Source organism: Kitasatospora sp. NPDC059327 (assembly GCF_042752535.1).
In the GTDB taxonomy this organism is placed as follows: domain Bacteria; phylum Actinomycetota; class Actinomycetes; order Streptomycetales; family Streptomycetaceae; genus Kitasatospora.
Map to the genome: position 1 here is coordinate 22,690 of NZ_JBHYYB010000058.1, position 25,811 is coordinate 48,500.

At 71.5% G+C, this 25,811-nt stretch carries 24 protein-coding genes and 1 tRNA gene; 18 read left to right on the top strand and 7 right to left on the bottom strand.

Translation table 11 applies throughout. From position 1 onward, the window contains the following. Positions 1-27 precede the first annotated feature (27 nt). Together cmk and der are read left to right on the top strand one after the other, a co-directional pair. On the top strand, positions 28-741 hold the full coding sequence (gene cmk, locus ACFXHB_RS29050; protein WP_380577636.1) for a (d)CMP kinase: 714 nt from the start codon (positions 28-30) through the stop codon (positions 739-741). A 242-nt stretch (positions 742-983) separates the two neighbouring features. Continuing rightward, entirely contained in the window at positions 984-2,435 is a 1,452-nt protein-coding gene (der, locus tag ACFXHB_RS29055) for a ribosome biogenesis GTPase Der (RefSeq protein ID WP_380577637.1), read from the top strand. Positions 2,436-2,613: 178 nt separating this feature from the next. Here the strand turns inward: der and ACFXHB_RS29060 are convergent, their stop codons facing one another. Then, on the bottom strand, positions 2,614-3,300 hold the full coding sequence (locus tag ACFXHB_RS29060; protein WP_380577638.1) for a hypothetical protein: 687 nt from the start codon (positions 3,298-3,300) through the stop codon (positions 2,614-2,616). Between the two features lie 269 nt (positions 3,301-3,569). After that, entirely contained in the window at positions 3,570-4,430 is an 861-nt protein-coding gene (locus ACFXHB_RS29065) for a hypothetical protein (protein ID WP_380577672.1), read from the bottom strand. A gap of 677 nt (positions 4,431-5,107) precedes the next feature. Here ACFXHB_RS29065 and ACFXHB_RS29070 point away from each other — a divergent pair. The 11 genes from ACFXHB_RS29070 (at position 5,108) to ACFXHB_RS29120 (ending at position 17,953) form a co-directional block, all read left to right on the top strand. After that, positions 5,108-5,920, top strand: a complete 813-nt coding sequence (locus ACFXHB_RS29070) for a transglycosylase family protein (RefSeq protein ID WP_380577639.1) — start codon at positions 5,108-5,110, stop codon at positions 5,918-5,920. Positions 5,921-6,312: 392 nt separating this feature from the next. Further along, positions 6,313-6,645: a transglycosylase family protein gene (locus tag ACFXHB_RS29075; RefSeq protein ID WP_380577640.1), complete on the top strand. Its 333-nt coding sequence runs from the start codon at positions 6,313-6,315 to the stop codon at positions 6,643-6,645. A 195-nt stretch (positions 6,646-6,840) separates the two neighbouring features. After that, on the top strand, positions 6,841-7,449 hold the full coding sequence (locus ACFXHB_RS29080) for an alpha-ketoglutarate-dependent dioxygenase AlkB (RefSeq protein ID WP_380577673.1): 609 nt from the start codon (positions 6,841-6,843) through the stop codon (positions 7,447-7,449). A gap of 422 nt (positions 7,450-7,871) precedes the next feature. Further along, entirely contained in the window at positions 7,872-8,732 is an 861-nt protein-coding gene (locus ACFXHB_RS29085) for an acyl-CoA thioesterase (RefSeq protein WP_380577641.1), read from the top strand. A gap of 237 nt (positions 8,733-8,969) precedes the next feature. Further along, positions 8,970-9,758, top strand: coding sequence for a DUF1684 domain-containing protein (locus ACFXHB_RS29090; protein WP_380577642.1), 789 nt, complete (start codon positions 8,970-8,972; stop codon positions 9,756-9,758). 281 nt (positions 9,759-10,039) lie between these two features. Next, positions 10,040-11,290 (top strand): MFS transporter, encoded by a 1,251-nt coding sequence (locus ACFXHB_RS29095; protein ID WP_380577643.1) that lies wholly within the window; start codon positions 10,040-10,042, stop codon positions 11,288-11,290. 137 nt (positions 11,291-11,427) lie between these two features. Further along, positions 11,428-11,501 (top strand) — tRNA-Pro (locus ACFXHB_RS29100). A gap of 491 nt (positions 11,502-11,992) precedes the next feature. Continuing rightward, on the top strand, positions 11,993-13,162 hold the full coding sequence (locus ACFXHB_RS29105) for a hypothetical protein (RefSeq protein WP_380577645.1): 1,170 nt from the start codon (positions 11,993-11,995) through the stop codon (positions 13,160-13,162). A 104-nt stretch (positions 13,163-13,266) separates the two neighbouring features. Beyond that, a complete protein-coding gene (locus ACFXHB_RS29110; protein WP_380577646.1) occupies positions 13,267-15,165 on the top strand; it encodes a hypothetical protein in 1,899 nt (632 codons plus the stop codon). Continuing rightward, a complete protein-coding gene (locus tag ACFXHB_RS29115) occupies positions 15,162-16,826 on the top strand; it encodes a UvrD-helicase domain-containing protein (RefSeq protein ID WP_380577647.1) in 1,665 nt (554 codons plus the stop codon). The genes ACFXHB_RS29110 and ACFXHB_RS29115 overlap by 4 nt, the downstream gene beginning before the upstream one ends. Positions 16,827-16,921: 95 nt before the next feature. Then, positions 16,922-17,953, top strand: coding sequence for a hypothetical protein (locus ACFXHB_RS29120; protein WP_380577648.1), 1,032 nt, complete (start codon positions 16,922-16,924; stop codon positions 17,951-17,953). Positions 17,954-17,977: 24 nt separating this feature from the next. On the opposite strand, the gene ACFXHB_RS29125 is transcribed toward ACFXHB_RS29120, so the two are convergent. From ACFXHB_RS29125 to ACFXHB_RS29140, 4 genes are all read right to left on the bottom strand, one after another. Then, entirely contained in the window at positions 17,978-18,532 is a 555-nt protein-coding gene (locus ACFXHB_RS29125) for a hypothetical protein (protein ID WP_380577649.1), read from the bottom strand. 104 nt (positions 18,533-18,636) lie between these two features. Next, positions 18,637-19,884 (bottom strand): tyrosine recombinase XerC, encoded by a 1,248-nt coding sequence (gene xerC / locus ACFXHB_RS29130; RefSeq protein WP_380577650.1) that lies wholly within the window; start codon positions 19,882-19,884, stop codon positions 18,637-18,639. 1 nt (position 19,885) lies between these two features. After that, positions 19,886-20,149, bottom strand: coding sequence for a helix-turn-helix transcriptional regulator (locus ACFXHB_RS29135; protein ID WP_380577651.1), 264 nt, complete (start codon positions 20,147-20,149; stop codon positions 19,886-19,888). A gap of 262 nt (positions 20,150-20,411) precedes the next feature. After that, positions 20,412-21,044: a hypothetical protein gene (locus ACFXHB_RS29140; RefSeq protein WP_380577652.1), complete on the bottom strand. Its 633-nt coding sequence runs from the start codon at positions 21,042-21,044 to the stop codon at positions 20,412-20,414. Positions 21,045-21,332: 288 nt separating this feature from the next. On the opposite strand from ACFXHB_RS29140, the gene ACFXHB_RS29145 reads away from it, so the two are divergent. Next, entirely contained in the window at positions 21,333-21,581 is a 249-nt protein-coding gene (locus ACFXHB_RS29145; RefSeq protein WP_380577653.1) for an integrase, read from the top strand. 123 nt (positions 21,582-21,704) lie between these two features. On the opposite strand, the gene ACFXHB_RS29150 is transcribed toward ACFXHB_RS29145, so the two are convergent. Further along, positions 21,705-22,439: a phytanoyl-CoA dioxygenase family protein gene (locus ACFXHB_RS29150; RefSeq protein ID WP_380577654.1), complete on the bottom strand. Its 735-nt coding sequence runs from the start codon at positions 22,437-22,439 to the stop codon at positions 21,705-21,707. A gap of 352 nt (positions 22,440-22,791) precedes the next feature. Between ACFXHB_RS29150 and ACFXHB_RS29155 the strand changes: the two genes are divergently transcribed. The 4 genes from ACFXHB_RS29155 to ACFXHB_RS29170 are packed head-to-tail and all read left to right on the top strand — an operon-like array spanning position 22,792 to position 25,742. Continuing rightward, positions 22,792-22,938 carry a hypothetical protein gene (locus ACFXHB_RS29155; protein ID WP_380299731.1) on the top strand — a complete coding sequence of 49 codons (147 nt, stop codon included), beginning with the start codon at positions 22,792-22,794 and terminating at the stop codon, positions 22,936-22,938. Between the two features lie 8 nt (positions 22,939-22,946). Next, positions 22,947-24,161, top strand: coding sequence for a JmjC domain-containing protein (locus ACFXHB_RS29160; protein ID WP_380577655.1), 1,215 nt, complete (start codon positions 22,947-22,949; stop codon positions 24,159-24,161). Further along, a complete protein-coding gene (locus ACFXHB_RS29165) occupies positions 24,071-24,928 on the top strand; it encodes an aldo/keto reductase (RefSeq protein ID WP_380577656.1) in 858 nt (285 codons plus the stop codon). The genes ACFXHB_RS29160 and ACFXHB_RS29165 overlap by 91 nt, the downstream gene beginning before the upstream one ends. After that, a complete protein-coding gene (locus ACFXHB_RS29170; protein WP_380577658.1) occupies positions 24,909-25,742 on the top strand; it encodes an aminoglycoside phosphotransferase in 834 nt (277 codons plus the stop codon). Before ACFXHB_RS29165 ends, ACFXHB_RS29170 begins: the two co-directional genes overlap by 20 nt. The last annotated feature ends 69 nt before the right edge of the window (positions 25,743-25,811 follow it).

The window sequence follows — 25,811 nt, forward strand, 5'->3', positions numbered from 1 at the left end:
TCTCAGGCCCAGAGAGAGGTTCGCCCCGTGGACACTGCCGACCGAGCGCACGCCCCGGTCGTCGTCGCCATCGACGGACCCTCCGGCTCCGGCAAGTCGACCGTCTCCCGGGCGGTCGCCGCCCGGCTGGGCCTGAGCTTCTTGGACACCGGTGCGATGTACCGGGCGCTGACCTGGTGGATGCTGGCCAACGACGTGGACGTCGACGACCCGGAGGCCGTGACCGTCGCCTGCGGCAAGCCGGTGATCGTGTCCGGTACCGACGCGGCCGGTCCGACCATCACGGTGGACGGACAGGACGTGTCCGGTCCGATCCGGGGCCCCGAGGTGACCGCGCGGGTCAGCGCCGTCGCCGCGGTGCCGGCCGTGCGGACGCGTCTGGTGGAGCTGCAGCGCGGCTGCGCCGAGGTCGCCGAGCGCGGCATCGTCGCCGAGGGCCGGGACATGGGCAGCGTGGTGTTCCCGGACGCCACCGTCAAGGTCTTCCTGACTGCCTCGGAGGCGGCCCGGGCCGGGCGGCGGGCGGCCGAGCTGCGCGCCAAGGGCGTCGACGAGGCCACCATCGCGGAGATGGCCGCCGACCTGGCCCGTCGGGACAAGGCGGACTCCTCGCGCGAGACCGCCCCGCTGACCCAGGCCGTCGACGCCGTCCTGGTGGACACCAGCGAGCTCACCCTGGAGCAGGTGATCGGCACGATCATCGCGCTGGTGGAGGAGCGGGCCGGGCTGTCGGCGGTCTGAGCCGCCGCGCGTCGTCCGGGACCCGGGCGGGTTCTCCGCTCCGGGTTCATCGCTCCGGGCTCCGGCCTCGTAGTTCCGGGTCCGCTGTCCGGGGCCCATCGTCCGCGACCTCACCGGTCGCGGCCTGCTGTTCGGGAACGCCCGCAGGGCGTCTCTCTGAAGTGATCGCGCTGCCCCGACCGGGGCAGGTACGCACGGCACGCCCCTGGGAAGGGCCGGGCCGGGAAACGGAAAACACGAACATGACCGCAGAGCACTCCACCACCGGCCACGGTGAGCTGGACGCCGCCGAGTACGACGAATTCATGGCGCTCGCCGCCGAGGAGGGGTTCGACCCCGAGGACCTCGACGGGCTTGAGGGCGGCGAGCACGTGCCGCTGCCCGTGCTGGCCGTCGTCGGCCGCCCGAACGTCGGCAAGTCGACCCTGGTGAACCGCATCATCGGCCGCCGTGAGGCCGTCGTCGAGGACAAGCCGGGCGTCACCCGCGACCGGGTCAGCTACGAGGCGACCTGGAACGGCCGCCGCTTCAAGGTCGTCGACACCGGCGGCTGGGAGATCGACGTCCTCGGCATCGACGCCATGGTGGCGGCGCAGGCCGAGCTGGGCATCGAGACCGCCGACGCGGTGCTGTTCGTGGTCGACGCCACGGTCGGCGCCACCGACACGGACGAAGCCCTGATCAAGATCATTCGTCGGGCCGGCAAGCCGACCGTGCTCTGCGCGAACAAGGTCGACGGCCAGTCCACCGAGGCGGAGGCCGCGTACCTGTGGTCGCTCGGCCTCGGTGAGCCCTACCCCGTCTCCGCACTGCACGGCCGCGGCTCCGGTGACCTGCTCGACGCCGTCATGGCCGCCATGCCCGAGGCCCCGCCGCAGACCTTCGGCATCGCCACCGGCGGTCCGCGTCGGGTCGCGCTGATCGGCCGCCCGAACGTCGGCAAGTCCAGCCTGCTCAACAAGGTCGCCGGCGAGGAGCGGGTGGTCGTCAACGAGCTGGCCGGCACCACCCGTGACCCGGTCGACGAGATGATCGAACTCGGCGGCAAGACCTGGAAGTTCGTCGACACCGCCGGTATCCGCCGCCGGGTCCACATGACCGCCGGCGCGGACTTCTACGCCTCGCTGCGCACCTCCGCCGCGCTGGAGAAGGCCGAGGTCGCGGTCGTCCTGGTCGACGCCAGCGAGACCCTGACCGAGCAGGACACCCGGATCATCTCGATGGCCGTCGAGGCCGGGCGCGCCGTCGTCATCGCCTACAACAAGTGGGACCAGCTCGACGAGGAGCGCCGCTTCTACCTGGAGCGCGAGATCGAGCGCGATCTCGTCCAGGTGCAGTGGGCGCCCCGGGTCAACGTCTCGGCGAAGACCGGCCGGCACATGGAGAAGCTCGTCCCGGCGATCGAGACCGCCCTGGCCGGGTGGGAGACGCGCGTCTCGACCGCGCGTCTGAACGCCTTCCTCGGTGAGCTGGTCGCGGCCCACCCGCACCCGATCCGTGGTGGCAAGCAGCCGCGCATCCTGTTCGGCACCCAGGCGGGCATCCGCCCGCCGCGCTTCGTGCTGTTCGCCTCGGGCTTCCTGGAGGCCGGGTACCGCCGGTTCGTCGAGCGCCGGCTGCGTGAGGAGTTCGGCTTCGTCGGCACGCCGATCTCGATCTCGGTGCGTGTGCGGGAGAAGCGCAAGCGCAAGTAGGGCCTTGGTGCGGGCGGCCGCCGGTCGGTGGCGGTCGCCCGATCCCGGGGAAGCTGCCAGGCGCCGGACGGTGTGACGGCAGACGGTTCGACGGCAGGGCCCCGCCACTTCGGTGGCGGGGCCCTGCCGCGTGTGTACCGGCGTGTCTGCGGCGGCGCCGGTGGCTCCGCCGGTGCGGTCAGTGCTGCTCGCTGCTGCGGCCCGGGGGGAGCGAGAGCAGGTTGCGGTGGCGGCCGCCGGTGGCCGGGACGGTGCCCCTCGCCGGGGCCGGGGCCGGGGCGGGCATCGGGTGCGGGACGGGGCCCAGGTAGCCGGCCGCGACCCAGCCCTGACCGTTGGTGAAGTGGGCCGCGGGCTGGGCCGGTTGGGCAGCCGGTCCGGCGTGACCGAGGCCGTCGCTGGTGGCGTCGGTCGGGGTGTGGTGGGCGGGGGTGTGGTGGGTGCTGTGGCCGCCCGTGCTGTGCGTGCCGGTGTGGTGGGTGTCCGCGGGGTGCGCGGCGGCGGGGTGCGGGCCGGAGGCGTGCGTGGCGGACGGGTGCGCGCCCGTGGCGTGGCTGGACTGGTGGGTGTGGTGGCCGGTGTGCCCGGGCCCGGTCTGCTGGCTCGGCATGAACTGGGGGATGCCGACGCCCTGGCCCGCGTACGTCTGGAACGCCTGGTGCTGCGGCGGGTACGGGCGCGGCTCGGCGAGCACCGGGTAACCGTCCCGGACGGCGAAGCCGGCGAACTTCAGGTTCTCCTCGCCCGAGCGGTCGCCGGGCAGCGCGCGGAACAGCCGCCGGTACTCCGAGTACAACTCGTCGTAGATCGGGGTGGCCGAGTGCGGGTGCTCAGCGTCGTACGACGGGCGCATGCCCGGGATCACGCGGGGGACGGTGGTGGACCGGTGGTGGGATGCGGAGACGTCGTAGCTGTACACACAGGGGCCAACGAGCGAGCCCGCCAGGGGATGCGGGGCGGGTCGGCCCGGCCGGGAGGTTGGCCTATGCCGATCGGGGAGCGGATCGGTCGGTGGCGGCCCTTCCGGCCGGGCCGGGTGGAGCGCGGTGGGGCGGTGGGGCGGGGCGGGAGCCCGCTGCCTGTGCCGCGTCGGCCTCGCGGTGCGCCGGTGCGGGGCTGGAGCGTTCGGGCGGCTCAGGTGCCCGCGAGCGGAAGGGAGGCGCCGACCACCTGGCCCAGGGCGACGGCACGCTCCAGCGCCTGACGGAGCAGGTCCTCGCGCGGCTGCCGGCCGACCATGCCGGCCGGGACCGCGTACATGGTCACCTCGGTGAGCTGGTTGGCGGCGAACCGCCAGGCATCCGTGACCTGGAGCGGCTGGTGCGCCTGCCACCAGCCGGTGCTGCCCCCCGCCGCCGCCGGCTGCAGGATCGCGTGCAGCTTGCCCATCGCCACCAGGACGGACCAGCCGGACAGTTGGTCCGGCGTCTTGTCGAGGTCCGTGACGGGCTGGAAACCTGCGTCCTGGAGGAGGTCCAGGAACTCGTCGGTACCGCTGGTGTTGCCCGGACGGCCGACCGGCCCGGTGGGTTCGACGACGATCGACGCGTGGCCGGTGCCGCCGTGCAGCACGAGACCGCAGGTGATGCCGAGGATGGCGGCCTGTCCCGGCGCCGTGGGCTGGGCGGCGGCGCTCGGGGCGGGGCTCGGGGCGGGCTGTCCCGGAACGGCCTGTCCCGGGATGGCCTGGGCGGCCACCGACGCGGCCGGTGCGGGCCCGTCGGCCTGTGCCTGGCTGATGCTGCGCACGGCGCCCACCAACTGCTCCTCGGACACCGGTACCACCTGGGAGGGGATGCAGCGGGCATGGGCGAAGGCGAGTACCGCCGTCTCATCGCCGACGAACAGCACGGTGCTGGTGGGCTCCTGGAGCGAGTCGCCGGGGGTCCGGCAGGAAGTGCACTCGTAGCTGTCGGGTGCGTGGGCGCCGCCGAGCAGGCGGTCGGCCTCGTCGTCGCCGATCTCGGATCGGACCTCGTCGCTGACGGCGAGCATGCGCGGCACTGGTACTCCTCGGGTTGTCGGGTCCGCCGGCTGTCAGGGATTGACGCGGGCGGGGAGCGGGTGCGCTCCGGTGGTGCGGGTGGTGTGGGTGGTGCGGTGGGACCGGCCGGCGGGGCGAGGGGCGTTTCCGGCCGCCTTTACCAACGGACCCCTGTGGCAGGGGTCACGGGTGGGTGTCGAGGCTGACGGGAATTGCCCCTGATCCGACCGCGTGACGTGTCCGACTGCTCACAATCTGTCGATGTCGGCAGCGGGACCGCCGGAATGAAACCGTGAGGTGAGTCACGGCCGGCCAAGGTTTGATCGAGGAAATGATGGTCATAACGGACAATTCGGGCACGCTTACATGGTCATTACCGCTGGTAACGCCTTGCTGAGCTGGGCAGACCGTCGGTTGTTTGGTTCCCCGGCGGCCGCCTCGTAGCTTCATTGGCGGTGCAACGAGCACCACCCGGGTTCACCCCCGACGCACAGCCCGCCGGTCCGACCCGGTGCAGGCAGTGCCCGCCGATGTGACCGCTCGATCTGGTCACCGGTGCGTGGCGGGTGGCCGGGGCGGCGCGGCACGTCCGACACGTGCCCGGCCGCCCGATGGACGCGGCGAGCGATTCGGCTCCTTTCGAGGGTCTGGTTCCGCATGCCCGCCCGGGGCTGTCGAGAGGAACCTCATGACCTTCCGTAACGAGACCGCCGCTGCCACCTCCTCCACCGTCACCAAGCGCAACCGCGTTCGGATGGCTGTCGTGGCGGGCGCCGCTGTCGCGGCCCTTCCGGTGGCCGGCCTCGTCACGGCCACCTCGGCCTCCGCCGCCTCCGTCCCGACCTGGGACGCTGTCGCCCAGTGCGAGAGCGGTGGCAACTGGGCCATCAACACCGGCAACGGTTTCTACGGCGGTCTGCAGTTCACCTCCAGCACCTGGGCCGCCTTCGGTGGCACCGCGTACGCCTCGCAGGCCAACCTGGCCACCAAGGCGCAGCAGATCGCCGTCGCCGAGAAGGTCCTCGCCTCGCAGGGCCCGGGCGCCTGGCCCGTCTGCTCCGTCAAGGCCGGCCTGACCAAGGGCGGCGCCCCGGCTGCCGTCGACACCTCCGCGGGCTCGGCCACCGCCGCGAAGCCGGCCGCCCCGGCCGCCACCGCCGCGCCGAAGCCCGTGCAGGCCCCGAAGCCCGCCGAGGCGCCGAAGGCCGCCGCGCCCAAGGCCGTCGAGGCTCCGAAGGCCGCCGCCGCGCCGAAGGCCTCCTCCGACGCCGCCGCCTCGTGGAAGTCCGACAAGGCCGCGAAGCCTGCCAAGCCCGCCGCCCCGGCGTCCAACGACGCCAAGCAGGTCACCGGTGGCAACTACACCGTCAAGGCCGGCGACACCCTCAGCACCATCGCCGCCGCCCAGGGCGTCGACTGGCACGCCCTGTACAACGACAACGCCAAGGTCATCGGCGCCAACCCCGACCTGATCTTCCCGGGCCAGACGCTGACTGTCTGATCCTTCGGGGTCCGCCCGGCCTGACGGGTCCGTCCGGTCCGTCGACTCTGCCAGGTCTGCCAGGTCTGACGGCTCTTTCGGGTCCGTCGGGCTCCCGGTTCGGCCGGGCCGCCCGGTCCAGGTGGCCGCCGTGCCCCGGACGCGTCGTTCGACCGGCCGCTTCTCCGCTGTGCGGGGGAGCGGCCGTCGGCGTCTGCGGCGTGTCGGGGCGCGTGGGCGGGGCGCGCGCCTAGGGTCGGCTGCTGTGCCTTCCCAGCGTTCGTAGGATCAGCCGTGAATCGTTCGTACCGACCGGAGTCCCGGTAGGGGCCTCTGCCGCAGTCGCGACCCGCGTCGCGACCGCTCTGCGCGCCCTCGTTCTCGCGCTCGCCCTCCTGGCCCCGTCGACCGCCGTGCTGCTCCCGGGTGCCGTGCTGTTCCCGGACGGACGTGCTCGGGCCGCCGCGACGGTGGCGGACATCATCTGGGACGAACTCGCCGAATGCGAGAGCGGCGGCGACTGGCGGGCCGCCACCGGCAACGGCTACTTCGGCGGTCTGCAGATCTGGCCGCCGACCTGGGAGGAGGCGGGCGGCCTGCGCTTCGCCGACCGCCCCGACCGTGCGAGCCGGCGCCAGCAGACCACCGTGGCCGAGGAGATCCTCCGCACGCAGGGCTGGGAGGCCTGGCCGGCCTGTGCCCGGGAGATCGGGATGATCGGCGAGGGGTCTCCCGACCACGGGTGAGCGGGCCGGGCATCGCTTCGGTGCCGAGTGTCGCCGGCCGGGCGTCGCTTCGGTGCCGACCGCTTTGTCGGCCCGGTGCGGGAGGATGGTGGCGTGATTCAGGGTGAGCTGTTCGGTGCCGGTGGTGGCGCTGGTGGTGCTGCCGGCTCCGGTGGGGCCCCGGAGCGCGGGCGGTCCGAGCCGGCGCCGGGCGCGGTGCTCGTCCCCGGCTGGCTCGACGCCGACGCCCAGCTCCGCCTGGTCGCCGCCTGCCGGGACTGGGCCCGTCCCCCGGCCGGGATGCATACCGTGCGGATGCCGAACGGTGCCATGATGTCGGTTCGCACGGTCGGCCTGGGGTGGGACTGGTACCCCTACGGCTACCGCCGCGTCGCGGCCGACGGCGCACCGGTCAAGGCCTTCCCACCGGAGCTCGCCCGGCTCGCCCGCAGCGCGGTCGCCGAGGCGTACGGCGGGAGCGTCGGCGACATCGCGGGAGCCGTCGGGTACGAACCGGACGTCGCGATCGTCAACCACTACCCGCACGGCGCGAAGATGGGCCTGCACCAGGACCGCGACGAGCGGGCGGACGCGCCGGTGGTGTCGTTGTCCCTCGGTGACAGCTGTCTCTTCCGGCTCGGCAACACCGAGACCCGGACCCGGCCGTGGACCGACCTGGAGCTGCGCAGCGGCGACCTGCTGGTGTTCGGCGGCCCGACGCGTTTCGCGTACCACGGCGTCGTGCGCACCCGGCCCGGCACGGCGGATCCGGCGCTCGGGCTGACCGGTCGGCTCAACATCACGGTCCGCCAGTCCGGCCTCTGAAGGGTCTTGGACGGGCTTTGGCGGGGCGGGTCCGGCGCTCGTCGTCCACGTTGTCGCTCGTAATCCGCCGTTCGCCGTTCGCCGCTCGCCGTTCGATGTCCACTGGTCTCGGCTCCGTCGCGGCCCGGCGGGCGCTCCCTCTACCGGCCCCTCTACCGGCCCCTCTACCGGTTCCCGTTCCGGCGCCTCCGCCGGCTCCCCGGCCGGTTGGCGACGGGCGGGATGTCGCGGGGGTGTTGCCTCGATGCGGTGTTCGGGGCGATGGGTCCTCGTTCGAGTGAATCCGTGGGGAAGCGCGGGGACGGGGGGAATGCCCTGGCTCGCTGAAGGATTCGACTGGGCGGGAGAATTCGATAGAACGGGCGTCGGCAGCCGGACGGGAACCTCCGTCCGGGTCGGCCACCCGGAGAGGAAGCGCACGCATGGGTACCCCTGTCGACGAACTCGTCGAGCTGCTGGACCTTGAGCAGATCGAACTGAACATCTTCCGCGGGCGCAGCCCCGAGGAGGCGCTCCAGCGGACGTTCGGCGGCCAGGTCGCGGGCCAGGCGCTGGTGGCGGCAGGGCGCACGGTGGACAGCGACCGCCCCGTGCACTCGTTGCACGCCTACTTCCTGCGTCCCGGTGTGCCCGGCGTGCCGATCGTCTACCAGGTGGACCGGATCCGCGACGGCCGCACCTTCACCACCCGCCGGGTGCTCGCGATCCAGGGCGGCCGTTCGATCTTCGCGCTCACCGCCGACTTCCACCTCCCCGAGGAGGGCGGCATCGAGCACCAGTACCCGATGCCCGCCGTCGCCGCCCCCGAGGACCTGCCGAGCGCACTGGACGAGGTCGGGTCCCGGCTGGGCGAGCTGCCTCCGTTCATCAGCCGCCGACAGCCCTTCGACATCCGCTACGTCGACCGGCTGCGGTGGACCAAGGAGGAGCTGGCCGGTGTCGAGGCCCGCAGCGGTGTCTGGCTGCGCACCAACGGCGCGCTGCCCGACAACCCGCTGATCCACGTCTGCGCGCTCACCTACGCGAGCGACATGACGCTGCTGGACGCCGTCCGCGCCCCCGTCGAGCCGCTCTGGGGCACGCGCCACTTCGACATGGCCTCGCTCGACCACGCGATGTGGTTCCACCGGCCGTTCCGGACCGACGACTGGCTGCTGTACCAGCAGGAGTCCCCGATAGCCCACGGTGCCCGCGGTCTCGCGCGCGGGCAGATCTTCGACCGCCACGGACAACTGGTGGTGTCCGTGGTGCAGGAGGGGCTGTTCCGGCCGCTGAAGGACTGATCGTCCCCGGTGTCCGGCCGGTGCCGTGCGCCCGGTCCGAGACCGTCGGCCCGTGCGGCCCGTGCGGCCCCTCGGTCGGGGTTCGCCCGCGGCCGCGGGGGCCGGTCCTACCGCCGCGGGAATGATCCACCCCGGTGGTCGGCGTTGACGTGATGACGGACGACGCACGGCCGGACGGCGGCCGGCCGTGCGCCGAGAACGGCCCGGTGGGCCACGACGGAGCGGGAGGGCAAACCGATGACGGCGACAGCCGCAGAGGACTGGAAGCACTGGAGCGACGGGCGCGCGGCGGCGGTGAGCGCGCTGCACGGCCAGCTGGCGCTCACCGGCACGCACTGGCTGGAGCCCGAGCCCACCGGGATACCCGGCCTGCCCGGTCACTGGTGGGCCGACGCGGAGGGCATCCGGCTCCGGGCGACGGCCGCCGACGACATCACCGTCGCCGGCGCGCCCGGTCCGGTCGACGGTGAGGTGCTGCTCCGCCCGGACACCGACCCGGCCGCCGACACCGCCTCCGTCGGGGACTTGCTGCTCGTCCCGATCGAGCGCGAGGGCGAGCTCGCGCTGCGGGTCTTCGATCCGGACTCGGCCCGCCGGCAGTCCTTCGCCGGTATCTCCGCGTACCCCTACTCGCCGGAGTGGGCCGTCCCGGCGGTCTTCACTCCCTTCGAGGGTGACGCCCAGCCCGTCCTCGTCCCCAACGCGGACGGCAAGGACCGCCCGCTGGCCGTCACCGGACGGATCGCGTTCACCGTCGCGGGCGAGCACCGCACGCTGACGGTCAGTAGCGCCGGCCGCGGGCTCAGCGGCGTCATCGCGGACGCGACGAGCGGGGCGGACACCTACCGCTTCCGCTTCATCACCCTCCCCGCACCCGACGCGGACGGCCGTACGCTGCTGGACTTCAACCGTGCCTACCTGCCGCCGTGCGCCTTCGCCGACCACTTCATCTGCCCGTTCCCGCCGCCCGGCAACCGGCTGGACTTCGCGGTCGAGGCGGGGGAGAAGCAGGTCCTGACCAAGTAGCGGTCGCCGTCGTCGCCGCTCATCGGGGGTACGTGCCGTCGGTGGGGCCGCCCGCGCCGTCCGTGGCGGCGGCCCAGCCCAACGGGCCTGTGGCCCCTCGGCCGACACCCCGGTGAGCGGGGCGCGCGGACGCGGGTCGACTATGGGTGGCTGTGTCGACCAATCATCCTGCCAATTCTGGTGCCGCCCCGTCCGGTGCCGAAGCCCCGTCGCCCTCCGCCGGGGCGGTGCCTTCCGGGCCTGTGGCGCCTTCCGGGCCTTCGGCGCCTTCCGCAGCTTCCGTGCTCTCCGCGCCGGTGCCCTGGTACCGGAAGGCCTTCGCGGACCTCAGCCCCCTGCGCGACAACGTCGACTACCGGCGGGTCTGGTTCGGCCAGGCGGTCTCTTCGATCGGCCAGCAGATGACGGCCGTCGCGGTCTCCGTCCAGGTCTACGACCTGACCGGCTCCAGCTTCGCCACCGGCCTGGTCGGGCTCTTCTCGCTCTTCCCGCTGATCGCCTTCGGCCTCTACGGCGGCGCGATCGCCGACACCGTGGACCGGCGCCGGCTCGGCCTGATCGGCTCGGCCGGCCTCGCGGCCGTCTCCGCAGTCCTCGCTGCCCAGGCCTTCGCCGGGCTGGGCCTGGTCGCCGTCCTCTATGCCGCGGTCGCCGTCCAGGCCGGCTTCTTCGCGCTCAGCTCACCGGCCCGGTCGGCGATGATCCCGCGGCTCGTCCCGAGCCACCAGCTCCCCGCCGCCAACGCGCTGAACACCGTCAGCATGAACCTCGGCCTCACCGTGGGCCCCATGCTCGGCGGCGTCCTCATCGGCGCCTACGGCACGCAGGCCGCCTACCTGGTCGACACCGTCGCCTTCGCGGCCACCCTCTACGCGATGTGGCGCCTGCCCGCCATGCGCCCGCTCGGCGACCGCCGCGGCCGCGCCTCCGTCCTCGACGGCCTGCGCTTCCTGCGCGAGCAGCCGAACCTGCGCACCAGCTTCCTCGCCGACCTGGCCGCGATGATCTTCGGCATGCCGCGCGCCCTCTTCCCCGCCATCGCGGTCACCTTCTACGCGGGCGACGCCCGCACCGTCGGCCTGCTGGTCGCCGCCCCGGCGGTGGGCGCCCTGACCGGCGCCCTGTTCTCAGGCTGGGTCAGCAGGGTCAACCGCCAGGGACTGGCCGTCCTCGCCGCCGTCGCCGCCTGGGGCCTCGCCATCGCCGCCTTCGGCCTGATCCACAATCTCTGGCTCGGTCTCCTGCTGCTCGCCGTGGCTGGCTGCGCCGACACCGTCAGCATGATCTTCCGCAACACGATGATGCAGGTCGCGGCCCCCGACGAGATGCGCGGCCGCCTCCAGGGCATCTTCATCGTGGTCGTCGCCGGCGGCCCCCGCCTCGGCGACTTCGAGTCCGGCACCGTCGCCTCCCTCACCAACCCCGCCACCTCCGTCATCAGCGGCGGCCTCGCCTGCGTCGCCGCCATCGTCCTCCTCGCCGCCCGCCGCCCCGCCTTCCTCCGCTACGACGCCCGCCACCCCACCCCCTGACCCCGCTGCCCCGCGATACCTGGCAGCGAGCACCCCCCGACGTGCTGTATTGTTTTCCACGTCACCGGGACACCGGGGACAAGGTCGAGAAGCCCCACCGCAGAGCCCCCCAGGCTCCGCCGAAGGCGCCGAGACCACGGGACGTGGCGCAGCTTGGTAGCGCACTTGACTGGGGGTCAAGGGGTCGCAGGTTCAAATCCTGTCGTCCCGACGCGAGTCGGAAAGGCCGTTGGCCGGGAGAAATCCCAGGTCAGCGGCCTTTTGCATGACGCCCCGTCAGTGAAACGAGCCACCTGCGGAAACCCCTAAACGATCTTGCTGGGGACCAGCTGGGGACCAATGCCCTCCGAGCGGACCTCGGGGAGCTGCCCCCGGGGACCAGCCAGCCGAAGACCCACCTGTCCCCTCCCGGCCAGAATAGTCGCGGGGAAAGTCCCGTGGACACCCTTCCCGCCAAACTCCTGTGGTGATTCCGTCCGCCTGCGCTGCGATGCGCCGAGAGGACGCGGGAAGCGGATTCCCTCTCGGGCCGCGGAGGCAGCCCGACATGGCGTCAGGAGCCGCACGGCCGCCTTTTCCCAGCCCGGAACATATGCACCTCAGCCGAGTTCCGTCCCGCCGGGGCGCCGTCGCGGCCGTTGTGCACTCTCTACAAGCAGGCGGTCGGGCCGGGCTGTCGCAGGGCACCCGTAGGCTTCGCCCATGAGCACGGTGCATGCCAGGGTCTGGCGCTTCACGGTCGAGAAGGGGCCCGCCGGGGCGGAGGCGGTCCAGGCAACGGAGGTCGGCCAGGGGCCGCTCCCGGTGTCGCTGGCCGCCCTGGTCAACATCAACGCGCTTGCCTGCGACCTGCGCCGCACGGTCGACCAGCGCGTGCGCAACCACGAGATCGGCCTGCTGCTCAGCTACCTGAGCGGGGACACCGGAGCGGGGCCGCTCGGGGTCGACTGCGGCGCACTCGACTCCAGCTCCGGACACATCCGGCGCTTCGTCAGCGAGTGCACCGGGCTCGGCGTCATGACGGCCGCCAGCGAGACCCTGTTCGACTGGAAGTCCGCTACCGACGGGCTCGCCAGCTTCGACGTCCTTCCCGACAAGCTCCTGGGCGCCTACGCGAAGACCGGCGTCCGCCCGGACCTGCTCTACGACCTCGCCGCCGGCCCGCTCGCCGGGGAGGCCCGCGGCCGGCGCAGGGACGCCAAGCAGATGCTCCCGGCCGTCAAGGGCACCGCGGACCAGCGCAAGCGCCTGGAGAAGCTCGCCGCATGGTCCGCGGACCACAGCGGGCACGACTACTTCATGAGCTGGGTCTGGCTCGGCACGGGCGGCGTCTACGTCGACATCTTCCTGCCCGAGGAATCCGCGGTCACGGCTGGCCTGAAGACCGGATGGATCGAGAAGCCCGGCAGCCAGCAGCCCTGGCGCTTCCGCGTTCCGAGGCCCGACCCCCGCCGGCGGGTGGAGGCGGAAGTGGAGGACTACCTGGACCGGCCCCTCCTCATGAGGAAGCTCGACGTCCCCGACGGGATGGCCGATGACGAGGTGGCTGGCGGCAGTGCCCAGGAGGTGGTCGACGCGGCCATGGACCGGGCTTTCGGCCGGGAGGAGGGCCCGTTGGGCGAGCTCGGCGGCGTGCCGGTGCGCGGGACCTGGCTCAGGGCGGACGCCGTCGGCCCCGCACGCTACGAGGTGCTCGTCGGCGTACTCGGCGAGCACGTTCCCGTGGACCTCCGGGCCCAGCGTCGCCGCCTGGAGACTGAGCAGGGCCACCGGCTCGACCTGTTCCTCGAAGGCCGCCTGCTGACGCTCGTGCACCCGGTCGGTGAACCGCGCCCCAGCTGGGGCCGGATCGCCGAGGAGGCTCTCGGCTGAGCCTGGACGGCCCATATCGGGTCGGTCGATCCCGAACGTCCGTTCTGATCCCTCATGCGGTAAATGCGGTGCCAGAGCCGCCTGTTGTCCGCGATGATGGGGTGGTGCGAGTTACCCGTCTGCTGATTTCGAACTTCCGGGGCTGGAAGTCTCTCGACCTGCGTCCGCGTGACCACGTCGTGCTGGCGGGGATTCCCCGCGCCGGCCGAAGTGACATCGTCGAGGCGCTGGCCCGCGTGCTCGATCCGGACGCCGCGCAGAGCCCCCGCCTCTCCGACCTCCACCAGGAGCCGCCAGCCGCCGCACAGGCGGACGCCCTGGAGGACGACGAGCCGGCGCTCGGGGACGACAGCGGCTGCGGCGGGGATCCTGGTGAGACCGAGCCGTTCGTCCGGGCCGACTTTGCGGAGGTCGAGGTCACGCTGACCGACCTCGATCCGGCCGTCGAGCAGCTGGTCGACGGCCACCTCCAGCCGCTGGACCCTTCCGGAGCCGCGGTCGAGAGCGACGAGGCCGACCCGACCGCGCCCCAGTGCGTCCGCATCGCCTACCGGCTCAGCTACGACACCGAGGCCGAGACGTGGGAGAGCGCGGTCTACTACCCGGACCGCAGCAACCCGGAGACCGGACAGTACATCCGGGTGCCGGCCGCCGTGCGCCGCGAACTCCCGGTCATCACCCTCAACGCCAGCGTGCCGCTCCAGCTGCGTGCCGGCGGAAGTCTGCGGCGGTACATCGAGGAGCGCGACGCCAAGGCTGCCACCGCAGCCTTCGAGGTCCTCCGCGACGCGGTCGGCGACGCGGTGGCCGCCCTGTCCGCAGACCCCGCCATCACCGAAGCGGTCGACGCCGTGCTGGCGGTCGGCGGCACCGGCACCCGCCTCGGCGACACCCCGGTCACCGCCACGGACGTCGGCTTCCTCGCGGAGGACGGCTCGGTCGCGGCTCTCCTGCGCACCCTCCGGGCCTCGCTTCGGCTGGACACCGCCGGGCCGCTGGCGCTGGCCAACCACGGCAGCACCGTCACCGCAATTCTCTCCATGGCCGAAGCCATGCTCCTCGCGAACGTCCCTGGCGCGATCGTGCTCGCCGACGACTTCGGCGACCAGCTCGACGCGGCAACCGCCGAGCACCTCGCCTCGCTCATCCGTAACCGCTCCGGCCAGACCTGGCTGTCCACCCGCCGGCCCGACGTGGCACGCGCGTTCGAGCCAACCGAAGTCGTCCGGCTCGTGCGCCACAACGGCGCCCGGACCCATCACCAGCTTCCGCAGGCCAGCGACCGCAAGGAGCTGGTCGCCCACCGCCAGCTCCACACGCAACTGCTCCCCGCCATTACCGCGCCGGCCGTCGCGGTCACCGAAGGCCCGCACGACGTCGCGGTGCTCGCATTCGCCAACCGCCGGTACCCGCCGGGCAAGCTGCCCCTTTCGGCGTTCGGTGTCCGCCTCGTCGCGGCGGGAACGGGTGGAGACGGCGGCATCGACCAGGTTCCCCGGATCGCCGAACTCGCCAAGCAGCTCGGCTTCCGCGTCGTCGGGGTGATCGACCGGGACAAGCCGGGTCCGCAGACCGACGCCCAGGTGGCCAAGGTGCAGCAGGCGTGTGACGTGGTGATCAGGCTGCCGGAGAGGACCGCCATCGAACGCGCGATGACGGCCGGCGTCGGATTCCCCCAGCTGACCGCCGCCAGTTCGGTCCTCACGGCCTTCGGCGAGACCGACCCCCTGGCCGGTGGAGCGACCGAGGCGAGCGTCACGAAGCTCTGCGAGCGCCTCCACAGGAAGGGCCTTCACGAGCCGTTCCTGGATGCCCTCTACCAGGAGCTGCAACCGGCACCAGCCGGCCCGGACGAGGAAGTTGACGACGACCAGCCTGTGGTCCATCCGCCGCTCCTGGAGGCTCTCCTGGACGCCATCGTCTGCGGGGCGGACCCCGCCTACAGCGGCCCCGCCATGATCGACCTGCCGGACGTTCCCCGGCCGGCAGGGGACAAGGCGTGACCTACGAAGCGCAAGGGGCGCAACAGGACGTCATCGACAACACCGCTCCGGTGCGCGTGGTCCTCGGTGGAGCGGGAACGGGTAAGACCACCACGGCCGTTGCCGCAGCCCGCCGCCACCTCGACGCAGCGGACGAGAAGCTCGTGCTCCGGCGGCAGGCCGCTCAGCGGTCCGCGCGGCGGACGAGACTGCCTGCCCCCGAGCGGGTCCTCTTCCTCTCCTTCTCCCGTACCGCGGTCGCACAGATCCTGGACCGCTCCGCCGGGGTGATCGGCCCGATGGCGCCGCGCCTGGAGGTGGCGACCTTCCACGGCTTCGCCTGGCGCATCATCACCAGCTTCGGCCAGCACCACGGCTACCCCGCGCCCCAGATGGTGCTGAGCGAGGCACAACGCCTCTTCGAAGCCTCCACATCCGGCTCCGGCCTCACCTACGACGATCTGCTCCCGGCCGCGAATCGCCTGCTGGCGCTGGACAAGGTCCGGGACCATTACAGCGGCCGGTATGGGCTCGTGATCTGCGACGAGTTCCAGGACACCAGCGACCAGGAGTGGCAGTTCCTCCAGCGCATCGCACCGTCCGCCCGCCGTATCCTCCTTGGCGACGCCAACCAATGCATCTATGCCGGGTTCAAGAAGATCGACGCCGATGCCCGGATCGCCAACGCCATGGTCCTACCGGGGGCAGCGAAGATCCCGTTGCCGCCGCTCAGCTACCGCGACCCCAGCGGTACGCTGCCAGCCGCCGCTGAAGCTGCCTTGCGGCGGAACTTCGCGCACCCCGCGATCCGCACCGCCGCCGACGCCGGAAGGATCTCGGTCACCGACTACACCACCGGCAACGGACACGCCGAGGTCATCGGCCTCGTACGCGCGGCCCGGAGGGCCAGCCACACGGTCGCGATCTTCACCCACACGCACCACGCTACGTTCAGCCTCTCCGACGCGCTTCGCGTCGAAGGCATGACTCACGAACTCGTCGGCGAAATCGAGGCGTACGGCGAAGCCCTCGCCGCCCAGCTGGCCCTGCTCAAGTTCGCCCTGAAGCTCCCCGACTCCAGGGTCCGACGCACACTCGCCGTCTACGTCCAGGCCACCGAGCAGCGGAAGAAGAAGGTCCGTGTCCCGCTTGCCAGCCAGATGCTCGACCCGTCAACCAACACTGTCCTGCAGAACGCTCTGAGGCGGCTGGCCCGCGACCTTCGGGACGCCGTCGGTAGCAGTGAGCTTCCCGACACCGACCGGCTCGCTGAGGTGATCACGAACGCTTACAGCACGGTCGGCGCTTCACGCGGCCAGGAGACCTGGCTCCAGGCTGCCCGCCAAACTCGGTCTGCTCTACGCAAGTTGGCTGATGGAACTGGTATCGAAGCCGTCGAGCAGGAGATGCTGCGGGCCCGCGACGACGCCTTGGTCGGCACGGTCACAGCCCGGCGCGCTCCCATCCAGGTCATGAACCTCCATCAGACCAAGGGCCGTGAGGCCGACACCACGATCCTGCTGCTCGGCAGCGACGAGTACCACGGGCCCGAACACGAGCCCTTTCCTACCGGCTCCAAGTTGCTGTACGTCGTGATGACCCGGGCGAGGAAGACCGCGCACCTCGTCGTGCCCGACTTGGTCCACCCGCTCTGGAGGCCATTGGTGGCCGCCCTCCGATGACAGCCGAGCCTGCCGGCGCGGCGCTCGTCGGATGGTGGCCGCCGACCGCACCGCGGGGGTGACACAATGGTCGGCCCTTGTCCTCGGAGGTGTCCGTGAGCGCTGAACAGCCCGCCGACTACCAGCCGCCCGCGCACCGGGCGTTCCTGCGGGCCATCGCTGCTGCCGAGGACGAGATGAGCCTTCAGCTCGCCCAGGGGGTGATGTTCGAAGAGGAGTACGTCACCACTCATCTCTGCAGCCGTCTGCCGCCCGAGGTCGCCTACGTGAAGTTCGCGAAGGGGCAGGAGAGCTGGGTCGGAGGTGACTACCTCTGGTGGTGGGTGGACCGGACCGGGGAGGCGTTCGGCTGCCTCGTCCAGGCCAAGGTCATTCGCCCCAAGGGCCGAGGGTGGAAGATCGGCTTCCATCACGAGAGTCGGACCGGCCTGCAGATGGACCGACTCCTCGCTGCTGCTGAGTTCTTCGAGGTAATGGCCGCTTACACCTTCTATGCCGGCGATGCCGTCTACCGCAGCGGCATGCGGTGCTCTCTGCGGCATCAGGGTGTGCCGTGCCACGAGCGTCGGGGAGCCGGTGTGACCATCCTGCCCGCGCTCATCGCGCAGCGTGCGGTCGAGAACGCAAGGCTCCGTGCGACGGCCCCGCCAGCCAAGCTGCCCTTCCTCGGGGGCTTCGACTCGATCGAGGACGTCTTCCACCACGCGGAGCCGCTCAGCAGGCTCACCGAGCCGGGGCTCATCAGCGACGATCCCGCCCTCGCCCTCTACTACCGGATGCGGCTGGGCCCGGAGATGAACGGCCTGCGCGAGTTGCTGACCCCCGGGCAAGCCGGAGCGCGGAAGGTAGCCCGGTTCATGACCGACAAACTCGCCAAGGCTGCCTCCGCCACGTACGAGACGGCAGTCCTGCCCGACGTCCACACTGACCTGGAAGCCAGCGGACGAGTCTTCGGTGCGTTGCCCGGCACGCGGGGCCACTTCGGCCGCCCGTTCTTCGAGCACGCGCTGCGTGGCCTGCGCACCGGCCTCCCCAGCTACGTCCAGGCGGCGCTGCAGAACCCGGCCGACGGCGTCTCGGCGGAGCTGGCCGAGCACGCCGACGGCCTGGTCGTTGTGTACCTGTGACCAGCCGCTGCGGCGCCGAGGGGTTCAGCTGCGCGTGACTGTGTAGCCGCTGTTCTCCAGGGCCTTCGTCCAGACGTCCCGGTCGAACCACTTCGTGATGTCCGGGGCCGCCGCGCTGAGGGTGGCCATGCGGGCCGGCCAGTCGTGGCCGGTGTCGCCGCGGAAGTCGCAGCCGCTGCAGCCGTCTTCGCCGTGCACGTGGCCGGCCATCCAGGCGTTGACCGCGACGTTGAGGATGACGAAGTAGAGATCGCCTCCACTCTCCACAAGGGCGTCCGGTACGCCGGCGAGGATCATCGCGAGTTCGGGGTTGTCCACGGGCGGAAACGGCCCCTCACCCGCAACGAGGCCGTCGTGTTCGCGCTGTCGGGCCACGGAGGCGACGGCTTCGGCGAGCGCGGCGGGGTCGATATGGGTCAACGCTTCGCGCTTCCTGATGCCGAGCGCCGTCGCGATGGCGGTTGCCTGCTGCTCGATGGCGTCCGCTACTCCGTTGGGCCCTAGCGTGACGCCGCGGCGGGCCAGCTCGGTGAGCGTCTGCCCGAGGGCCTTCTGGAACGCCGCGCTCTCGTGGTTCAAAGTCAGCTCCGGGGTGTTGGCGGCGTGACGTGGCTTCGGGGAGCCTATGTGTGGAACGGCCCTCGGGGGGTGCACCCACCGGTGGGTGCACCCCCCGACAGCTGTTAGCGGACGACGTAGAGGTGGCGGAGGGGGGCGGTGGGCTCAGGATCCGCCGGCACGGTCTCTCGGCCCGCGTTGAGGTGGATGCTGAGCTTGTTGCCGGCCTCGACGTAGTCGGCGTGCGAGGGGTGGAGGTAGCGCTGGGTCGTGGTGATCTGCCCGTGCCCGGCGATGCGCTGGAGGACGTGCAGGCGCACTCCGGCGTCGGCGAGCCAGGTGAGGCCGGTGTGCCGAAGGCCATGGCGGCGCAACCAGTGGTAGCTCAGCTTCATGACGACTTCGTCCCAGTGGGTGGCATCGCGCAGGACGGCCGTGCTGATCCGCCCGCCCCGGGGACCGGTGAACAGACGGGCCATTGGGTCGTCCCCGACGACGGTGAGTCGCCAGGTCACCATGTCGCGGATCTCTTCGATGATCGGGACGGTCCGGCGGCGCTTTCCCTTCGTGCCCTTGTCGACGAGTCCGCCGGGACTTGGCGTGGTCTGCCGGCAGAGGTCCCACGTCCAGTCGAAGCGATTGATGTCCTTCACCCGGACGCCGGAGACCTCGCCGATGCGGGCGCCGGTGCACGCTGCGAAGCGGACGACGTCGCCCCAAATCCGGTAGGCCCCGTGGGAACGGGCGACGAGCGCCTCGGCGAGGGTGTCGAGGGCGTCCCAGTCGGGCAGGGCGAGGGCGCGGGGGTTGTCCAGCTCGTCCTCGAACTGCTTGTACAGGGACTGCCAGCCGGTCATTCGGCACGGGTTGAGGTCGATGATGCCGTCGCGGCGGGCCTGCTCCATGACACGGACGAGGGGGGCAAGGGTGTTCTTGACGGAGGACTTGCCGACCTCGTCGGATATCCAGGCGTGCAGGGCCCGGTCGGTGATTCCGTTGGTCATCGACACGACCGGGACATGTCCCATGGTCGGGACGACCCGGAGCTTCCACCCGGCCCGGTAGGGGTCGAGGGTTTTCGGCTCCAGGCCACGCATGGCCAGGTCCCAGTTCTCGTCCCCGTAGTCCGCCAACGTCACATTCGAGAGCGACGGAACGATTCCGCGCTTGGCCGCCTTGCGCAGACGGTCGATCCAATCCTTCGCCTCGTCTTCGGACGCAACGGAGTTGGAGAGCGACTTTCGCCCGCCGCCTTCGGGATCCCACCACCGCACACGTGCGCGGTACCGGAAGTCGGGGCGCCGGTCCGGCCGGAACTCGATGTCGTCGGTCAGGTCGATTGCGATCGGGACGATCACTGGGGTGTTAGCCAAGCTATGCGGCCTCCGGTTTCGTGGGAACTGTTCGTTGGGATACGAGCCACGCCTGGGTGTCAGGTATGGAGTAGACGACGGTCCGGTTGGCGAGACGGACGAAGGGCGGCCCTTGAGGAGGCTTGGCGGTGCGCCAGCGGCGGAGGGTCGACGGATCGACCTTCAGGAGGGGCGCCAGCTCGTCCGCGGTGTACCAGCCGCTGTGGAGCAGGTCGACGACCGAGGGCTGGCCGGTGTCGCCTCCAGGTTGTTGCAGATCGTTCACGGCGCACACTCACCGGAACGGGCATGATGCGTCGCGGGGACCGCGGGTCGAGCGAAGAGTTGGTGCACGTTGGTGATCCTTGGACTGGCCGAGAGAGCTTCAGGGATGAGTCGGTGGCCAGTCCGGATCTTGTCGCGCCTGCGCAAGCATGCGCTGGTGGCAGCACTCCTTGCAGCAGGTCGGCATCACGTACCTGGCCCTGAAGCCCTTCGGAGCAGCCGCAGTGGAGCAGGACGCTGGAGTCCTTCATGCAGTCTTCGCCCTATTCGTCCGAGTCGATGAAGGCCAGAACGGCCGGCAAAGGTGAGGGGTGCAGGCCCTGCTCTCGCATGTGAGCGCGGGTCTCCCGCAGTCGCTGGCAGTCCTCGGCCCCGATGCGTTCGAACTCAGATGCCTGGCGCGAGAGTTGCTGATATCGGCCCGATCCGACCTCGTGTTGGACAGCCTGGGAACGACGTTCGCGCGCCTCGCGAGTCGAGATCAGGGCGGTCCGGACGTCGACCGCGTGCTCGCGGTAGATGGCGAGAACGGTGTGGGAGCGGTCTTCGGCGGCGGCGCCGTCGAGCGGGTCCTCGCCGGTGATCAGCATCGCGGCTTCCCAGACCGGCAGTCTGAGGTTGGGGAGGAGGTCGACCTCGGCCTCACCGTCGAGCGGGACGATGAGGCTGACGAGCGGCACCCTGAGCGCGACAGCGAAGGCGAGGGCCTCCTCCAGCTTCAAGGATTCCCGACGGAGGGTTTCGATCTTGTTGATCGCGTTCCCGGCGACCGGCACTCCCAGCTCGGTACATGCGGCAGCGAGTTCCGGTGCGCTGAGGCCGACCTCGGTGCGGAGGGCCTTGACCGCACTGCCGACTCGAGCGGTGAAGTCTTGGATGGCTGGCTGGGATGTCATGAAGGAAGTGTAACCCGCGAAATGCTTCTCTCGTGGAAGGTGTGATAGATGTTTCTCTCACAGAGAACGCGCTATGTCCTGGAGGTCGACGTGAGGGAAGTTGCGGCTTCGGTTGGAGCCCGGTACTCGCGGGCGGCCCTCGCGAGCCTCCCCCCGGCACTGCTGCTGACTGACGCCAACCGGATGCTCGCCCTGAGTCGGACTAAGGGCTACCTGATGGCCCGGACCGGCCAATATCCGTGCGGGATTATCCAGGTGGGGGACGGCCACAGGGTCATTACGACCGACTTGCTCCAGTTCCTCGGAGTGGACGACGCCGACATCCGGCGCTCGTTCGCCCAATTGCCGCCGGCCGTCCCCCTGCCGACAGCCAACGCGCTGCTGTCGCTCAGCCGCACGACGGGCTACAAGCTCGCCAGGACCGGCCAGTACCCCTGCACCGTGCTGCGGCTGGGGGTCGAGTACCGGGTTCGCAAGAACGAGCTGCAGCGGCTGCTGCACCTCAGCGACGCGCCCAGCGAACAGGCCGTCGCGTGATACCCGCTGCGTAGCTCCACCTTGACGGCGAGGGAGCGCTCGGTCCTGGATGGCAGTTGGCCGTAATTTGCCGCCGCTACCCATGCAGTAGTCGCGCCGCGTCCCCGGTGCGGACCGTGTGCGTCAGCCGGCGAACTCCATCAACGGAGCGGTTACGACCTCACGCCAGCGCCTGCGGTGGCCGCCTGCGCGAAGGCGGAAGTACACGGTCTCGCGCCGCTCGTCGCGGGCGGTCCCGAAATGCCCGCCGATGTTGTGCGCCAGGAGGTAGTGGACCAGGACCAGGCTTCCGGCCGCTCCGGTGACCTGGACCGGCTCGCCCAGCTCGACCGGCGGGTAGGGCACCGCGGTGGCCAGTGCGTCGGCGCCGTGCTCACGTAGCCACGCCCCGGTGCGCAGATGGGTGCCCGGCCACACCCACAGGTTCCCCCGGTCTCGGCAGCGCTGGTCGGTCAGAAGCAGGCCGGCGAGCACGGTGAACGTTCCCGGGCGACCGTCCTCCTCGGTGGGGGTGAGGCCGTCGATGTGTGGAGCGCCGGGGTGGTGCGGGTGCGGGGGCAAGGTGACCGCTAGCTGCGCGACCTCCGGCTCCGGCAGAGGGAGTCCGGCCAACAGGAGGGGCTCGACCGCATCGGCGACGGTACTGGTGCAGTACAGGTCGCGCAGCTCGGGGTCCTGGGCCAGGGCGGGCCACAGGAAGTACGGTCCGGTCCGACCGTCCTCGGGCGGCTGCCGGTCGAGGTGCCGACCGACGAGCGCCCGCCAGTCGGCTACCTGGCCCGGGGCGAGGACATCAGGCACAACGGTGTACCCGCGGTCACGAAACTCGTTGAGGAGCTGGGGAGTTACTGTCTCCATCCGTTGATGGAAGCGCGGCGCGGTCGGTGCCGACAAACGAATTATCGGAGGCTGGCACCGCGCAGCGGCCCCGTGTTCCAACCCCGGGGGTGCCAACTTGAGCAACGCGGTCACGCGGCCAGGTTGCCCATAATCCGCCACCGTTGCGGTCGGATACGACCAGCGGCTCCGTACCGCGCCCGGTGTCGACCCGCAGGCCGGCGGCTGGTCTGAGGAGCGCAGGTTGTGGCTGGTTCCGGCGCTGCGATCGTCCTGTCTTTCGCCTACGTTCGAAGACTGCTCATCGGGGCATCGGACCGTTCGCGCGACCGAGGTCAGTCGTCCCGCCGGGCAGAGAAGGGAGGTGACCCCCATGAACGAGGATGACCTGCTGTTGGCGGTCGAGCAGCTCTCCGGAGCGCATGACCGGTACGAGGCGGAGCGCTCGGACGTCACCAGCTCCGGCAACAGTGCCGGCGATGACGGCGAGAACCGTGACCTGAACCTTCCCCGAGGCTAGGAGACCGCATGGAGCACCGGCTCGTCGCAGGCATCGAGAAGGCGCTGGGCTGGGACGGGCCGGGCGCCATCGGGCGCGCGTTCGCCCGCGGGCAGCTCACGGAGCCGGACCTGGCCGCCCGGCTGATGACGTCGCACCGGCTCCTGGACCTGGTGATGCGAAGGCACCTGGCCAACCCGCAGCTGCGCTGCTACGCCGAAGGCGAGGAACTTCACCCCTCGGAGTACCTCACCGAGGTGGTCAACCGGCGCCGCCAGGCGGTCAAGCAGGCCGACATGGCCGCGCTCGGAAGGGTCCTGTCCGCCGGAGGCTCGCTGGTCCTCGACAGTGTCGACACCTTCGACCCCACCCTGGAGGTGGCCTGCCGGGCGCTGGGGTGGTGGTCGGGCGAACTGGTCTCGGTCAACGCCTACCTGGGCGTGGGCGACACCGCCGGCTTCGGCCTCCACTGGGACGATCACGATGTCGTCTGCGTCCAGGTCTCCGGCCAGAAGGCGTGGGAGGTCCGTGGCCCGTCGAGGCCGGTGCCGATGTATCGCGACGCTGAACGCAATCTCACCCCCGCCGAGGACATCTTGTGGGCCGGGGTGATGAACCCGGGCGACGTGATCCACATCCCCCGCGGATACTGGCACACCGCCACCCGCGTCGGCTCCGGCGACGACGGCCACACCCTCCACGTCACCTTCGGCCTCACCCGCCGCACCCCGGTCAGCTGGATCGCCGCCCTCGCCGACACCGCACGCGCCGACCAGCTCATGCGCACCGACCTGGAGACCGCCGACGGCGTGCCCGCGAACGATCTGCTCGTCGCCCGCCTGGCCGACCTCGCTCGTGACCACGACCCTGCCACCTACCTCGCGGCCACCCGCGCCAACACCCCGCCAGCCCGCCACCTCCCGCACATCCCCTCCCTCGGCCCGCTGGAAGCCGTCGTCGCCGTCACCGAGTTCGCACCCGAGATCACCACCACCGCCGACAGCGTCCTGGTCGTCGCTGCCGGCAAGCGCCTCGCCTTCCGGCCTCGCGCCGAACAGCCCCTGCGCACCCTGCTGTCCGGCCACCCGGTCCACCTCGCCCACGGCGGACCCGACCTGGCCGCGCTCGCCGACCACCTCGTGAAGGAGGGCCTGTGCGCCCCGCTGAACGGCGACTCGCCCTCGGGCTATACCGGGCTGGTCCCCGCCGTCACCTACTCGCCGCAGCCCTCGACCTCGGCGTAACCGCCCTCGACACCGCTGCCAACTACCAGCACCACCAGGCCCACCGGGTGCTAGCCGACCAGGCCGGCCCTCTCCTTCGCCGCTTCGACCTGACCACCAAGATCGGCTACTTCCCCGGCGGCCACGACCTCGATCCCGCCCGCCTGCGTGCCGCCGCCGATCAGGCCGCCCGCGACCTGGGCCGCCCTCCGGACACCCTGCTTCTGCACAACCCCGAGCATGACCCGGCCGGATTCGCCCGCGCCGCCGAGGAACTCGTCCGCCTGCGCGAGCGGGGCCGCGTCCGCCGCTGGGGCATCTCCACCTGGAACCCCGCCCCGCTCCTCGCCCACCTCGACGAGGCACCCCGGCCGGACGTCCTGATGACCCGCGCCGGCCTCGCCGTCCCTGCCCACGTCCTGGACGCTGGAGACCGGCTCGCCGAACAACTCAGCCCCGGAAGTCGCTGGGGCATGGCCCCCTTCGGCGGCAACCCCGCCGACCCTCTCTGGCACAAGCTCGACACCAGGCCATTCCTCGCCGGACGGCGCACCGCCCCCGCCCTGCAGGCAGCCCTCGCAATCGCCTACGGCACACCCGCCGTTGCCCGGATCGCTGCAGGCACCTCCGACCCCGCGCACCTCGCCGAACTCGCCACCGCCACCCGCGACATCGAGACCGACCCCGACACCCTCGCCCGCTACCGGACACTGCTGCGCGAAGCCGCTACGGTGCGAGAACACCGCGAGGCAGGAGGGGACAACGCCCGTGCAGCAGAACCTGGATGACCTGTCGACCGTCGACCTGGAGGAGGTCCTGGACACCACGGAGAGCCGCCTGGGCTGCACCCTCCAGCGGAAGGCTGGCCACTACTCGGCCCACAACGGCTCCGCCGGGTTCCCCACGGCAGCGGGCACCTGGGTCCGGCTGGCCTGGCGACGGCCCGACCGGCTGAACGGCCAACGCTGGACCGGCTTTGAAGCCGCCGCCGCCCTCACCGGCGTTCCCCGGCCCGAATGGTTCGCCGCGGCCTCCTGGACCGACACCCGGCGCGGTGTGGTCTGGCGCGCCGACGAGATGACGCACATCCCGGCCCGGTCCATCTCCCACCGCGCCGACCTCGGCAGCGACCCGAACCTGCCCGAGCGGTGGTGGACTGACCTGCGCGCCGCCCTCGACGCGCTCGGCGGCCACACCACCGACCGCCTGTGCATGTCCCAGGCCCACCTCACCGCGCGCATCCGCGAGATCTACGGCGATACCGTCGACACCGCCGTCACCGACTGGGCCTGCGCCCACGGTGACCTCGGCTGGGCCAACCTGTGCGGCCCCGACCTCGCCGTCCTCGACTGGGAGGACTGGGGCAACGCCCCCGTCGGACTCGACGCCGCCTGCCTCTGGGCGGCCTCCCTTCCACAGCCTGCCGTCGCCGAGAAGGTTCTGGACCTCTTCGCCGACGTCCTGACCTCCCGCTCGGGACGGCTGTCCCGCCTCCTGCTGTGCGCCAACACCGCCCGCGCCTACAAGCGGACCGGCACCCTGGGGCCGCTCACCGACGCCATGGCCCGCACCGCCGACGAACTCCTGGCCGAACTCACCTGACCGAGCCGCGCACCCAGATCCTCGCCAGGGATCCGGGGCGTGCGCCGGGAAGGCAAGGCCCCGACACCG